This window comes from Marinobacter sp. ST-43 (genome assembly GCF_030541085.1).
GTDB lineage: Bacteria > Pseudomonadota > Gammaproteobacteria > Pseudomonadales > Oleiphilaceae > Marinobacter > Marinobacter nauticus.
This window is the reverse complement of record NZ_JASSVO010000007.1, coordinates 49,211-62,656: the sequence shown is the minus strand read 5'-3', so window position 1 is coordinate 62,656 and position 13,446 is coordinate 49,211. Positions and strand designations below refer to the sequence as shown.

Below are 13,446 nucleotides of genomic sequence, written 5' to 3'. Positions count from 1 at the left end.
TTTTCGCCGCAGCTGTCCTGCACTTTATCCCTGTATTCATTCGAGGTTGTCATGCTGACCGGTGCGCTCCTGATACTGGCTCCGTTGTTCCTGGGTTTTGCCATTGCCCTCTCCAATCGTCAGTTGATGACCGTGATTCACTATTCGGTGGAGGGCCTGGTGTATTTCATCCTGGCCCTGCTGGGATTGGGGCTGGGACAGATGGAAGGGCTGCTGGGCCAACTGGGTACCATGGCTGCCCAGGTAGCGGGGCTTGTGCTGGTCTTGCTGGTGGCGAACATGGCGGGCCTGTGGCTGTTTCACCGTTGGCAGCCAATGCACACGGAGGCGGCTGAAACCGGTTCCAGGCCCGGTTATGGCCGCCTGTTTCTGGCAGGCCTCAAACCGCTTTTGTCCGTGCTTATCGGTGCTCTGCTCGGGTATTTCCTGTTCCCGGATTTGCCGATGGTGGACGATGTGGCCACCTGGGCGCTGATGTTGTTGCTGTTCCTTATAGGGCTTCAGTTACGCAATGCCGGCCTGTCATTGCGCAAACTGCTGATGAACCGCCAGGGGCTGGGGATTGCACTGGCCCTGGTGGTTAGCTCCCTGGTGGCGGGGCTGGCTCTGGTACCGGTGCTGGATATTCCCTGGCATCAGTCTTTGGCCCTGGCCTCCGGGTTTGGCTGGTATTCACTCTCAGGCATTGTTATTGGCGATGCCCTGGGGCCGGCCTGGGGCGGTGTTGCTTTCCTGAACGATGTCCTTCGGGAGATCATCGCCCTGGCCCTGATTCCGCTGGTGATCCATGCCCGGCCGGCCATGGCCATCGGTTATGGCGGTGCCACCGCCATGGATTTCACGCTGCCGGTCATTCGCAGCAGTGGCGGCCTGGCCTGTGTGCCGGTGGCTATCGCCTCCGGATTCCTGCTGTCCTTCCTTTCTCCGGTACTGATGGGCGTTTTTCTGTCGTTGGAATAGGTTGATTTTGCTCAATTTGACCCGGTGCAATGCTTTGGTCAGATTTACGGCTATAGTGGCTACGGATTAGTATGCAAAGACTACCCACCTCTGTCCCGGAGCTTCTGGATGCACCGCCGTCACTTTCTGCACCTGACGATAGCTGCCGCTGTTGCTGCGGGAATGAGTGGTTGCTCCCGGCGAGATCCTCTGAGAACCGGCATTCACCCCTGGATTGGTTACGAACCCCTGTACCTGGCAGAAGAATTCGGCTGGCTGCCGGAGACAGTGCAGTTGGTGAAAGGCCAGGGGGCCAGTGATTCCATCAGCGGACTGGTCTCCGGCAATCTGGACGCCGCAGCCCTGACTCTGGATGAAACCCTCAGGGTTCTTGTCGCCGGGGTGCCCGTAAAGGCCGTTGCCGTCACTAATGTTTCCGTGGGCGCGGACGTGCTTCTGGTGCGGCCTGCAATTACCAGCCTCTCGGATTTGCAGGGCCGACGGGTCGCGGTGGAGCTCGGTGGCGTGTCCGGCATCATGTTGTTTTCTGTGCTTGAGCGCGCCGGCTTGACCAGTAACAACATATCGGTGGTGGATTTACCGGTCCACGAACATATCGGGGCCTGGCAGCGTGGTGATATCGACGCTTCCATCAGCTACGAACCGGAGGCCTCCCGGCTGGAGGACGAGGGCGCGGTGCGTCTTTTCGACAGCAGCCAGCTGCCGGAAACCATCTTCGATCTTCTGGTGGTCACTGATGCTGCGGCCAGTCGGCAGCCAGCCTCGGTACGGGATCTGGTGAAAGGCCATTTTCTGGGCCTGCAGCATCTGGTGCGTAACACGCACGATGCGGTCTATCGCGTTGCTACGCGCCAGCAGGTATCTCCGGAGATGGTGCGTCAGTCTCTGGCGACGGTGATGTTACCGGAACTGTCTGCCAACCATCGCTACCTTACCCACAATGGCCGGCTGGAAGTGGTGGCGAAGACGCTGGCGAGTATCATGGTTCGTGAGGGGCTGCTAGATGCGCCCCTGCACTATGAGCATCTGACCGATCCGGCTTTCCTGCCTCGGAGCCTGCCATGATGAAGGGGATGCTTTACCGCTGCCTGGTTTCGCTGTTGGTGGTTGCTGTCAACATACCGGTGCAGTTGGCAGCCAGGGACTCGGTCACGCTCGGCATTTTTGCCTACCGGCCTGACAATGTGATCAACGAACGCTATCAGCCGCTGGCTGACTACCTGACCCTGGAAACCGGCATGGCAGTGAACCTGAAGGTTTTCAATCAGGATGACATGAACCGTGCCCTGGCGGCCAACCAGATCGACTTCTTCCTCACCAATCCCAGCCACTTCCTGGTGATTCGCAGTGAACGCAGTCTGACCGGAGCCCTCGCAACCCTGCGCCGCAGCTGGCGGGGCGAAACCACGGGCAGTATTGGTGGCGTGATTATTACCCGTGTTGAACGGGACGATATCAACCGCCTGCAGGATCTGGAGAAAAAGAGTATTGCCACGCCAGGGCTGACCTATCTGGGTGGCTATCAGGCCCAGGCGCTGGAATTGGCCAGCGTGGACGTGGATGTTCGGCGCCATAACCGGATGGTGTTTCTGGGTAATCAGGACCGGGTGATCCGCTCGGTGCTGACGGGCGATACCGATGTCGGATTCATCCGCACCGGCATTTATGAAGAACTGCTGAACGAGAACCCGAGCCTTGCAGATGAGCTGAAAATCATCAATCCGCAGCAGCTGCGAGGCTACCCGTTTGTCCTGTCTACCCGGCTGTACCCGGAGTGGCCTCTGGTTTCTCTGCCCCATGTCGACAGCAGGACGGTACGCCGGGTTGCTTCCGCCCTGTTTGCTCTGGAGCCAGAGCATGCGGCGGCGCAGGCGGCCGGTCTGGCCGGGTTTTCGCCGCCTGCAGATTACCAGTCGGTCGAAATGCTGAGCCGAAGCCTGCGGATGCCGCCGTACGATCAGGTGCCGAGGGTAACCTGGGTCGACATACTCCACCAATACCGTAACTGGGTGATTACCGTTGCTGTGCTGTTTGTACTGCTGGTGATTACGAGTCTCTGGCTCGGCCGCAAGAAAAAGCAGCTGGCCTCTGAAGAGCGCAGGCTGCGCAAACTGATTGCCAGTTGGCCCCAGCCGATGCTGATGATCCGCAATGGCGAGCTGGTGGACTGCAACCGGGCGGCCGTGGATCTGGTTGGCTATACCTCCGAAGCTTCGTTGTTGGGCAAGTCTCTGGCGGCCTTCTCGCCCCATAGCCAGCCGGATGGAGCTCCGTCGTCACAGAAATCCGAGGCGCTCTTTACCCGGGTGACGGCTGGAGAGGTGTCCCAGACGGAATGGTTGTTTGTACGCTCGGACGGGGCCCGGGTGTGGGTGGCCATGACCCTGGCTCCGGTTTATGAACACGGCAGCGACATCCCTTCGGTACTCTGTTCCTGGCATGACATCACGCGCAGAAAGCAGGCCGAGGAGCAGCAGCGATTGGCGTTAAGGGTGTTCAAGAATGCCCGGGAAGCGATTTTTATCACTGATGCCCACGGCGTGGTGATGGACATCAACGAGGCCTACACCCAGATCACCGGGCGGGATCACAAGTCTGCCATTGGCAGCCTGCCGCCCATGCCGGTAGATGAGGGCAGTGCCATACTGGTGGCCGCCAGCAGGCATGGAGTGTGGAGCGGAGAGTTTGCAGCCCGGCACCAGGACGGCCAGGCCATTGTCTTGAACCTGAGTCTGAGCAGTGTGCTGGACGAGCAGGGCGACCTGTCTCACTTTGTGGGTGTCTTCAGTGACATCACAAGGCAGAAAGAGATTGAGAAGCAGCTTCGGATCATGGCCCACTACGACGCCCTGACCAATTTACCGAACCGGGTACTGTTCTCGGATCGTCTGCACCAGTCCATGGCCCAGGCCCGTCGGCAGAATTACCGGTTGGCGGTTGTCTACATCGATCTGGACCAGTTCAAACCGGTGAATGATGCCTTTGGTCACGATGCCGGTGATGGCTTGCTGGTGGAAGTGGCCCGGCGCATGCGTGCCACCCTCCGGGAGGAGGACAGTCTGGCACGATTGGGCGGCGATGAGTTTGCCGCCATCATCGTCAATGTGCCGGACGCGGCGACCCTGGATGTTCTGCTTTCACGGTTGCTAACGGTGATTGCCGAACCGGTGTGGGTGGCCAATCACAGCGTTGAAGTGTCCGCGAGCATGGGTTACACCCTGTACCCGCAAGGTGAGGAGATTGACGGTGATCAGCTGCTTCGCCAGGCAGACCAGGCCATGTATCGGGCCAAGCGCGAAGGCAAGAACCGCTACTGCTGTTTTCAGGATGCCGATGCCTGATCATGGCTGTGGTTGAGTAACCCCACGCCATCCTGCCAATACAGTGCCTTGCTCCACTGATCGGTGAGCCGGCGCACGGCGCTGAGCTCATCCAGAACCTCGGCCCCCAGGCTGGAACTGAATTCCCGCCGGATCATCTTCTGCAGGGTGGCTGCTTTCAGCTGATGGTAGACGGTTTCGGCTTCCTGTAGCTGCTCCGGTACGGGCGTTTCTGAGGCCACCAGCGCCCGAATAACCTCGAAATAACGGTTGAAAACCGGCTCCAGTGTTTCGAAATCCGTGCGCCGGGCCAGCGCCCGGAGCCTGACCAGATGCAGGGTCAGCTCAGTGGCTTCCGCCAGGTAACGGCAGGTGCGAATGCTCAGCGTCAGCGCATCCACCACCGACGGGTGCATTTTCTCGGCTCTCAGGCGCCCGATATAGTCGGTAATGGCCAGATTCAGGTTACGCACGGCATCGGCCTTCGGGCGGACATCGGATTCCTCCAGGCTTTCCCGGTCCAGGCATACCCGCAGCAAACCCCGGCTGTGACCAATCAACCGCTTCATTTCCTGATCCACGGCGCCGATGGCCAGTTCCGGTGTCGTCACCAGGGTGTCATCGAGATATCGCGGTTCGGCGTTGTCTTCTTCCTTGCTGCGGAATAGCCGGCCCAGAAAACGGGCGAATGGCAGGGTGAAGGGCAGCATGATGGCGGCACCCAGAACGTTGAACAGGGTATGGAACAGGGCCAGCGAAACCGCCGGGTTGGCTTCCAGGTCCAACAGGTTGGTCAGGGTATTCACCAGCCAGAGCATGGCCGGCAGCACCAGCAGGGCGATGACGCCGGTGACCAGGTTGAACAGGATATGCCCGGTGGCCAGCCGGCGGGCGTTTGCCGTGGCTTTCAGAGCCGACAGCGCAGCGGTCGACGTGGAACCCAGATTGGCGCCAATCACCGCCGCAGCAGCATTATCGAGCGGGATCAGCCCGCCGGCCGCCGCCGTGAGCACGATGGCCAGAGCGGCGCTGGAGGACTGGGTTAGAACCGTGGCCAACAGGCCAATCAGCATGAAGGCCGGCAGGCCGTAATCGGCGCTGATCAGGTTACCGTTCTGGAAGCCGAGGGCTGACGATTCCAATGCGGTTTTGAGGATCGACAACCCCAGGAAAAACAGCGCAAAGCCTGCCAGCGCTTCCCCCAGAAACTGGTTTCTCGGATTGCGGCTGATCAGTTTGAAGCCCACCCCGGCCGCCAGAAGCGGCAGCGCCATGGCTTCGATCTTGAAGCCGAAGCCAATCAGGCTGACCAGCCAGCCGGTCATGGTGGTGCCGATGTTGGAGCCGAAAACGACGCCCAGGGACTGGGCCAGGGTCATCAGGCCAGCATTCACAAAGCCAATCGTTGCAACGGTAACCGCGCCGGAATGCTGCACGATACCGGTAATGACAAAGCCGGCAAACAGACCGCGTAGCGGAGTTCTGGTCCAGTGTCCCAGCATATGGCGAAGATGATGGCCGGCGGCGTTTTTCAGACCATTGGTCATCATCTCCATGGCCAGGAGAAACAGGGCCAGACCGCCCAGAACCTGGAAAACCGATGACAGCATGATGGGTTATCTTTTTTATGGATGGGGCGTTAACACAAGCCTAGCAGAGCCCGGGCAGCTTTCAGAGTGTCAGACCAGAAACTTTCGGATATCGAGTTTGTAGTCGTCTGGATCGACCGCCCGAACGATCCGGTCCTGGTTGCCGGGGCGAGACAGATCGATGGTATGCACGGTTACAGGCATTCGGAACTTCGTATTGTACATAACGCGCACCACTGGCAATCTCTGGTCAGATTCATTCGTTTCGATGACCACGCCCAGCTTGCCGCTTTCAAGTAAGACCAATGAACCTATCGGGTACAGCCCAACGCAACGGATAAACTGTTTCACCAGCGTCGGATCCAGATGATCCCCGGACCACTCCAGCAGTTTCTTCAGCCCTTGAGTCGGCGTCAGGCCTTTGTGGTAAACCCGGTCAGCAGTGATGGCATCGTAAACATCCGTGATGGCAACCATGCGTCCGTACTCGGTGATTTCGTCGCCTTTGAGACCCTCCGGATAGCCGCTGCCGTCCAGTTTCTCATGATGTTGGGCGGCGGTTATCACGGTGATCTCCCCGATGCCTTCGGTGCTGGCAAGAATGTCACGGGAATGGCGGGCGTGAAGCTTCATGACCTCGAACTCTTCCGCCGTCAGTCGGCCAGGTTTGTGCAGAACCTCATCGGGCGTAAGAATTTTTCCGATGTCGTGCAACAAAGCACCTACGATGGTCTGGTGCAGAACATCCTGAGAGAGTTTCCGGTAATGTCCGAACAGTGACATCAATACGCTCAGGTTGACTGAGTGTTCCAACAGGTAATTGTCTTTCTCGCGGATCCGTCCCAGGCAGCTCAGGGCATTGGCATTGCGTAGTACCGAATTTTGCAGCTCGTCTGCAAGCTGGTGGATCGGGGCCACATCAATTGCACCACCAATCTTGACGTTGTTCATGAAACTGCCCACCAGGCTTTGGGCCTGGCTGTGCACCTGTTGAGCAATAACTATTTCTTCTGCCAGAGGGGCCTTCGGGGTGTATCCCGGCTTCAGGGCTCCGGCGTTCTGCAGGGCCGTTTCATTGCGCTGATCCACATGCGCCGCCGGCTCGGAATCCTGGCAGTCGGCGCCACGGGTGACATCAATGTAGATATATTGCACGCCCATCTTGCGGATTTTTTCAATGGTCTCTTCCCGCTTGATCACCCCTTGCTTGCGCTGGGTGTTATGGGGGATCCAGTCGTTGTTCAGGTCGGTGATGTACATGCCGACCTTCAGGGCGGAGACAGGAATGCGCTTGATCATTGATGGGGGAAAAACGTTCTCAGGCTATTTTGATAGGTCTGACTTAATACCTGATCCATCGGCAACTCCTTAACGTCGGCAATTTTCTCGGCCACGAACGGCAGGTAAAACGGTGCGTTTTCACGGCCGCGATAGGGTACGGGTGTCAGGAACGGGGCATCGGTTTCCAGCAGGATCTGTTCGATGGGCGTCATGCGTACGATATCGCGCACGTTCTCGGCCTTATTGAAAGTGGTGATGCCGTTGAAGCCCAGGCACCAGCCCTGGTCGATGGCGTATTGTGCCAGCCCGGGCCCGGAGGTGAAGCTGTGAATAACCCCCCGGCGCTCAAGAGAATGCTCGAACTCTTTCAGAATGGCTATGGTATCGTCGTCGGCGTCGCGGCTGTGAATCACCACCGGACGGTCGCTGTCGCAGGCAATCTGAAGCTGCCGGCGAAACACCTCTCGTTGCACGGAGCGATCGGCATTGTCGTAGAAATAATCCAGCCCGATCTCGCCCACGGCCACGATCTTGTCGTCGGTGGCATGCTGGCGGATTTCTGCTTCCACCTCATCCGTATAGGTTTCCGCTTCATGGGGATGAATGCCCTGGGTGCCAAACACCCAGTCAGCGGAACCCGCCAGTTCGCGCACGGCGGCGAGGTTATCTGGCGACACCGCAATGGTGATCACCTTTTCGATGTTGACCCGCTGGCTTTGCTCCAGAGTATCGGACAACGGCCGGTCTTTCAGGTAGTCCAGATGGCAGTGGGTTTCGATGATCGGATGATCAAATACGGGAATCTCACGACGTTTCTTGCTCATGCCGGGGTACTAGACTCCATCAGGGTCGGTGTATGGATGCTATTCTGAGAAGCGAATCACACAAGTTTATCACTTTGTACGATTACTGACCTGCATCGTGGCGATAGGGAGTTTCCTTGATGAAGTATACGGCGTTTGCCCGTTCCTGGTTCCTGAATCCCGACAAGCCGGCTCTCGAAGGCTATCCCTCCCTGTACGAGGGCGAAGACAAGCTGCCTGCGCTTGAAGCCAGTCTGGAGGACATCGGAGAGTACCAGAGGCGGTTGTGGGCGAATCGTAAGCGGGCATTGCTGGTGGTCATCCATGGCCCGGACACCAGCGGCAAGGACAGCCTGATCCGGACGCTGGCCACCTATGCTGACCCTGCCGGCTTTCATGCCTGGTCATTCGGGCGACCCAATGAAACGGAAGCAGCGCATGATTTTCTCTGGCGGGTGACGCCCTATCTCCCCGCCTACGGCCAGATGGTGGCCTTCAACCGTAGTCATCATGAGGCCGTGATCGGGGAGCGGGTATGGCCCGTGCGTGATGCCGACACCTATCACTGGCCGGCCCGGTTCGAGGCGATACGACATTTTGAGCGTCACCTGGTCAGCGAAGGCACCTGTGTCGTAAAAATCTGGCTCAATCTCTCCGAGGATGAGCATAAACAGCGATTGCTCAAACGTCTGGACAAGCCCAGGAAGCGCTGGAAGTTTGACCGCTCGGACATCGAGGGCTGGAAACAGCGCACCCGTTATCAGGCCTTCGCCGAGGAAGCCCTGGCTCAGACCCACACCGAGGAAGCCCCCTGGTTCATTGTGCCCGGCGACCGCAAGCCCGAGGCCCGGGCTATCGTGGCGTCACTGCTGGCCGGGGTGCTGAAACAGCTTGCGCCGGACTACCCGGCCGAACATCCGGATGTACTGGAAGACTATCGTCAGCTGCTGGCAGCGAATGGTGTCAGCTAATGGAGGAATTATGCACATCGCAGTGGTAGGGGGTGGCGTGGTGGGTGTTACCACCGCCAGGGAACTGATTCGCCGGGGGCACCAGGTGACCCTGCTGGAGCGACACGACCTTGCGGGTAATGAGACCAGTAAAGGCAACGCCGCCCAGCGGTCTTACGGTGTGGTTTACCCCTGGGCTGATCCCTCCATGGTCTTCAAGGCACTGCCCTGGCTGTTCAAAACCGACGGCCCGCTCAAGCTGCGGGTGCCGCCTTCGGTAGAAGCCATCAAATTTATGTTTGCCACCCTGCGCTACGCCTGGAGCCCGGGCCTGTTTGGCCTGAATAAGCGGGCGATGCTGCGCCTGGGTATCCACAGTCGGGAGCGCTTTTTGGCTCTGGAACAGGAGCATGACCTGAGCTTTGATGGCGACCACAAGGGCCTGCTGCACCTGGCCAGCAGCCCTGAGGCCATGGATGATTATCGTAAGATTCACGACCTGTTGAATGAGCTGGGCATCGCCTCGCAGCTGCTCACGCCCGAGCAGGTGCGCGCCGCGGAGCCAGGTATGACCGGAGACGGGCCTCTCTATGGTGCTATCAGCTATGACACAGACGGCACCGGCGATTGCCACCTGTTTTCCCGGGCACTGGCGCAGGTGTGTGAACAGCAAGGTGCAAGTTTTCACTATGGTGTCGAGGTTGAGCGGCTGTTGTTTGATGACGAGAAGGTGAACGGGATCGAGTATCGAACCCGCGGCGGCGAGTTAGCCACTCTGGAAGCGGATGCGGTGGTGGTTTGTGCCGGATGCTGGTCACCGCAGCTGGTTCGGCCCCTGGGGCTGGAGCTACCGATCTATCCGATCAAGGGTTACAGCCTGACAGTGCCCCTCAGCGACCCGGACAAGGCCCCGGCCAGCACGATCCACGACGATAACCTGAAAGTAGTGTCGACCCGACTGGGCAACCGGCTCCGGGCCACGGGCTTTGTTGAGCTGGCGGACTTCAATCGCGACATTCCGGAGGCGCGCATCGCCACTATCAAGAAATCCGTGCGTTCACGCTTTCCCGGCTGTGCGGATCTTGAGGCTGCCGAAACCTGGACCGGTTTCCGCCCCATGACCCCGGATGGCCCGGCCATCATTGGCCGCGGGCCACGCCGGAATCTGTTCCTGAATACTGGCCACGGCACCTTCGGCTGGACCCTGTCGGCGGGCAGCGCCTCGGTGATTGCCCAGGTCATCGACGGTGAGGAGCCGGCGGTGCCGCTGGATGCGTTCCGGCCCGGAAGGTTCCAGGAGTAAGCTCAGAGTTTGCGTTCGAGGTTGCCGCACAGAGTGTGCACAAAGCCGACGTCCCGTTCGGAGAGCATGGGCAGGCGCTGGAACACCCATTGCGACAGCTTGCTGTCGGCCGGTGCCTCCAGCGCCGGTAACAGTGTTTCCAGGCGTTGCCGCAAGGCGCCCAGGCGGGCGTCTGAGGCGACCTCCGGCGTGTTGTCACTCTGGCGCGCCAGTCCGGACAGCTCCCAGGCATACAGCATGACCGCCTGCGACAGGTTCAGGGACGGATAGCTGACCGCCATCGGAAAGCCGGTGAGTAGATCGCACAGGGCCAATTCTTCATTGGCCAGGCCCCGGTCCTCGCGACCAAACACCAGTGCCGCCGTCGCCACTGAGCCACCTTTGTTGGCCAGTACCGAGCGCAGTGCGCCGGGTTCGTGCCAGTCCTGTCGGTGATGGCGGGGCTTGGCCGAGGTGCCCATCAGCAAATCCGCGGAGTTTCTAACCGCGGCCAGATCGGGGAAAATGCGCGCATTATCCAGAATGTGGTCACTGCCATGGGCCAGCCAGTGGGCTTCGGGCCGCGTATGCAGGTCGGAATTGACCAGCCATAGCTCGGAAAAACCCATGGTGCACAGAGCCCGCGCAGCGGCGCCGACATTTTCCGGGACTTTCGGTTCAACCAGTACAAAGGCCAGTTTCATGACATTACCTCCGGCGGCGAGTTTACACCAAGCCTCGGGTTGTTTTTACCAGCGCTGGCAGTCTTTGAATGACTGGCTGCGGGAACTGGAGCCACTCTGGCGCCCCATCCCGTTCATGGAACCTGCCCCCGCCTGGCGCGACGCGCATCCTGACCTGGCGCGCTGGCTGGAGGCGCTTCCGGAGGTTGAGTGTCAGGACTGGGAGGAGCGGCTTCCGGAACTGTCCTCTGTGTTAGCCGAGTATGTCCCGGCGCTGGCCCGGTACCAGAATTTGCTTGATCTACCTCGTCTGGCGACCGAGGCCGAGGGCCGGCAGGCGGAACTGGCGGAGGTCGCCGCCGTTGATATGCCTGGCCGAAAACGACAACAGGCCGGCGCATTTGCCGCTGCGGTTTCGCCTCTGGGCTATCCGGTACTGGACTGGTGCTGTGGCAAGGGCCACCTGGGCCGGACCCTGGCCCGGCAGGGGGCGGTTCAGGTAACCGGATTCGAGTGGAATCCGGAACTGGTGGCTGATGGTAACCGCCTGGCCGTGCACTATAGCGACCCGGTTCGTCTGGCTCATCAGGATGTGATGGCCGATGATCTCAAACTGCCTGAGCGCCACCATGGGGTGGCGCTGCACGCCTGTGGCGATCTGCACCGCCGACTGATGCAATCTGGTGCCCAGGCCGGTTTGCCCCGGCTCAGTCTGTCACCCTGCTGCTATCATCTGACCGAGGGTGAACGGTATCAGCTCCAGGCCCGGCAAACCCGGGAATACGGCCAGTGCTTGTCGGTGGATCGTAACGATCTGAGACTGGCAGTCCAGGAAACCGTCACCGCACCGGAGCGGGTGCGCGAGCAAACCATGCGCATCAGTACCTGGCGCCTGGGTTTCGATGCGTTGCAACGGGAACTGACCGGCAACAGGCACTACCTGCCGGTGCCGTCGCACCCGGCCTGGCTCAATAATGGCCGTTTCGAGGACTTCTGTCGCTGGGCGGCGGCAAAGAAACAACTGGCTCTGCCCGCCGATGTTGACTGGGCAGAATGGCTGGCGCGCGGTGAGGAACGATATCGTCAGGTGCGCCGGCATGAACTGCTGCGGCACCTGTTCCGGCGGCCCCTGGAACTCTGGCTGGTCCTGGACTACGCCGTGTTTCTGGAAGAGCAGGGTTACCGGGTTCGGCTGGGCACTTTCTGTGATCGTCAGCTGACGCCGAGAAACCTGATGCTGGACGCGGTACGCGAGGGCGATTGAAAGCCTGAACGGATTTCTGAATACGGGTCAAAAGAAAGGCGCCCGAAGGCGCCTTACCGAGGTTGCCCTGGTTGCCTTAACGGCGAACCTGGATGCGCGCCTCAACACGACGGTTCTGGGCACGGCCAGCCGGCGTGTCGTTGGTGGCAACAGGCTCGGCTTCACCATAGCCCACAGCACTGACACGGTCCGGATCGACACCCAGAGGCCCGGTCAGTCGACCAGCAACCGCTTCCGCCCGACGCTGGGACAGGAACTGGTTATAGCCGGCTTCACCGGCGCTGTCGGTATGGCCGGCGATCTCAACGGTGGTCTCCGGGTATTCCGCCATGAAATCGGCGACGCGACGGATTTCGTTGTCGTAGGCGTTGTCGATGACAGAGCTGTTGGTGGGGAACTGAACCCGCAGTTCAATGGTTTCCACCGTTTCAGTAATACCTTCGCAACCGGTTTCATCCACAGTGGCGCCGGCAGTAGTGTCCGGGCATTGATCCTGGCTGTTCACCACGCCATCGTTGTCGCTGTCGAGCTCACAGCCTCGGCTGTTTACTTCTGCGCCGGCTGGGGTGTTGGGGCACTGGTCGCGGCTGTCGGCCACGCCGTCATTGTCGCTGTCCAGCTCGCAGCCACGGCTGTCGACACTGGCACCGGCCGGAGTGCCCGGGCACTGGTCGCGAGTATCGGGCACGCCGTCGCTGTCGGCATCGACCGGTGCTTTCGGGGCCGGGGCAGAAACTGTGCGGGTAAAGGCCCAGCTCAAGCCAAGCGAGACCATGGTGTCGAAGGTGCTTTCATCAATGCCGTGGAATTCCCGCAGATCGCCACGAATGGAAATGCCATCACTGACGTTGTAGCGGAAGCCCGTACCCACGTTTACACGGGTTTCATCGTGATCGGTGCCTGCCGTACGGTAGGAAATGGTATCTCCCAGCCCGAAGTCGGCATGGCCTGCACCCAGAGAAACGTAGGGATTCCAGGCAGCTTCCGGGCCGGCGAAGTAGTAGGTGCCGTCAACCCGGATTTCGTCAAAATCGGATTCGCCAGACACATACTTGCGGTCGGCATCGGCCCGTGAGTACACGGCTTCAACTGACCAGTGGGGGCGGAACCGGTATTCGACACCAACACCGAACGTGCCGGTTTCACTCAGATCCCGTTTATCGTCAAACAGCTGGAAGCCGGCAAACGGATTCAGGTAGATGGTTTCCTGGCGTTCCGCCAAGGCTGGTGTGGTAAGGGATGTTGCAAGGGCGGCCAGAGCGACCGGGCGCATGAGTTTCATGCAGAACCTCCTGTCTGATTATTATGTCTTGA

General features: G+C 59.8%; 11 protein-coding genes. 6 read left to right on the top strand and 5 right to left on the bottom strand.

Translation table 11 applies throughout. The annotated features are described in order from the left end of the window. Positions 1 to 51 precede the first annotated feature (51 nt). The 3 genes from QPL98_RS11395 (at position 52) to QPL98_RS11385 (ending at position 4,301) form a co-directional block, all read left to right on the top strand. A complete protein-coding gene (locus QPL98_RS11395) occupies positions 52 to 960 on the top strand; it encodes a lysine exporter LysO family protein (RefSeq protein WP_303293285.1) in 909 nt (302 codons plus the stop codon). Between the two features lie 108 nt (positions 961 to 1,068). After that, positions 1,069 to 2,025 carry an ABC transporter substrate-binding protein gene (locus QPL98_RS11390; RefSeq protein WP_303293283.1) on the top strand — a complete coding sequence of 319 codons (957 nt, stop codon included), beginning with the start codon at positions 1,069 to 1,071 and terminating at the stop codon, positions 2,023 to 2,025. After that, on the top strand, positions 2,022 to 4,301 hold the full coding sequence (locus QPL98_RS11385) for a diguanylate cyclase (RefSeq protein ID WP_303293282.1): 2,280 nt from the start codon (positions 2,022 to 2,024) through the stop codon (positions 4,299 to 4,301). Before QPL98_RS11390 ends, QPL98_RS11385 begins: the two co-directional genes overlap by 4 nt. Here QPL98_RS11385 and QPL98_RS11380 read toward each other — a convergent pair. From QPL98_RS11380 to QPL98_RS11370, 3 genes are all read right to left on the bottom strand, one after another. Next, positions 4,283 to 5,890 (bottom strand): Na/Pi cotransporter family protein, encoded by a 1,608-nt coding sequence (locus QPL98_RS11380; RefSeq protein ID WP_303293281.1) that lies wholly within the window; start codon positions 5,888 to 5,890, stop codon positions 4,283 to 4,285. The genes QPL98_RS11385 and QPL98_RS11380 overlap by 19 nt on opposite strands. Before the next feature lie 69 nt (positions 5,891 to 5,959). Continuing rightward, entirely contained in the window at positions 5,960 to 7,168 is a 1,209-nt protein-coding gene (locus tag QPL98_RS11375; RefSeq protein ID WP_303293280.1) for an HD-GYP domain-containing protein, read from the bottom strand. After that, a complete protein-coding gene (locus tag QPL98_RS11370; protein WP_222179636.1) occupies positions 7,165 to 7,974 on the bottom strand; it encodes a TatD family hydrolase in 810 nt (269 codons plus the stop codon). The genes QPL98_RS11375 and QPL98_RS11370 overlap by 4 nt, the downstream gene beginning before the upstream one ends. A 119-nt stretch (positions 7,975 to 8,093) precedes the next feature. On the opposite strand from QPL98_RS11370, the gene QPL98_RS11365 reads away from it, so the two are divergent. After that, a complete protein-coding gene (locus QPL98_RS11365) occupies positions 8,094 to 8,924 on the top strand; it encodes a polyphosphate kinase 2 family protein (RefSeq protein WP_288589750.1) in 831 nt (276 codons plus the stop codon). A 10-nt stretch (positions 8,925 to 8,934) separates the two neighbouring features. Beyond that, a complete protein-coding gene (locus QPL98_RS11360; RefSeq protein ID WP_278350990.1) occupies positions 8,935 to 10,206 on the top strand; it encodes a D-amino acid dehydrogenase in 1,272 nt (423 codons plus the stop codon). 2 nt (positions 10,207 to 10,208) lie between these two features. Here the strand turns inward: QPL98_RS11360 and QPL98_RS11355 are convergent, their stop codons facing one another. Next, positions 10,209 to 10,889: a tRNA/rRNA methyltransferase gene (locus QPL98_RS11355; protein ID WP_303293279.1), complete on the bottom strand. Its 681-nt coding sequence runs from the start codon at positions 10,887 to 10,889 to the stop codon at positions 10,209 to 10,211. Between QPL98_RS11355 and QPL98_RS11350 the strand changes: the two genes are divergently transcribed. Next, positions 10,888 to 12,132 carry a methyltransferase gene (locus QPL98_RS11350; protein WP_303293278.1) on the top strand — a complete coding sequence of 415 codons (1,245 nt, stop codon included), beginning with the start codon at positions 10,888 to 10,890 and terminating at the stop codon, positions 12,130 to 12,132. The two genes, QPL98_RS11355 and QPL98_RS11350, sit on opposite strands and share 2 nt — an antisense overlap. 76 nt (positions 12,133 to 12,208) lie before the next feature. On the opposite strand, the gene QPL98_RS11345 is transcribed toward QPL98_RS11350, so the two are convergent. Further along, positions 12,209 to 13,414, bottom strand: a complete 1,206-nt coding sequence (locus QPL98_RS11345) for an OmpA family protein (protein WP_303293277.1) — start codon at positions 13,412 to 13,414, stop codon at positions 12,209 to 12,211. Between the last annotated feature and the right edge of the window lie 32 nt (positions 13,415 to 13,446).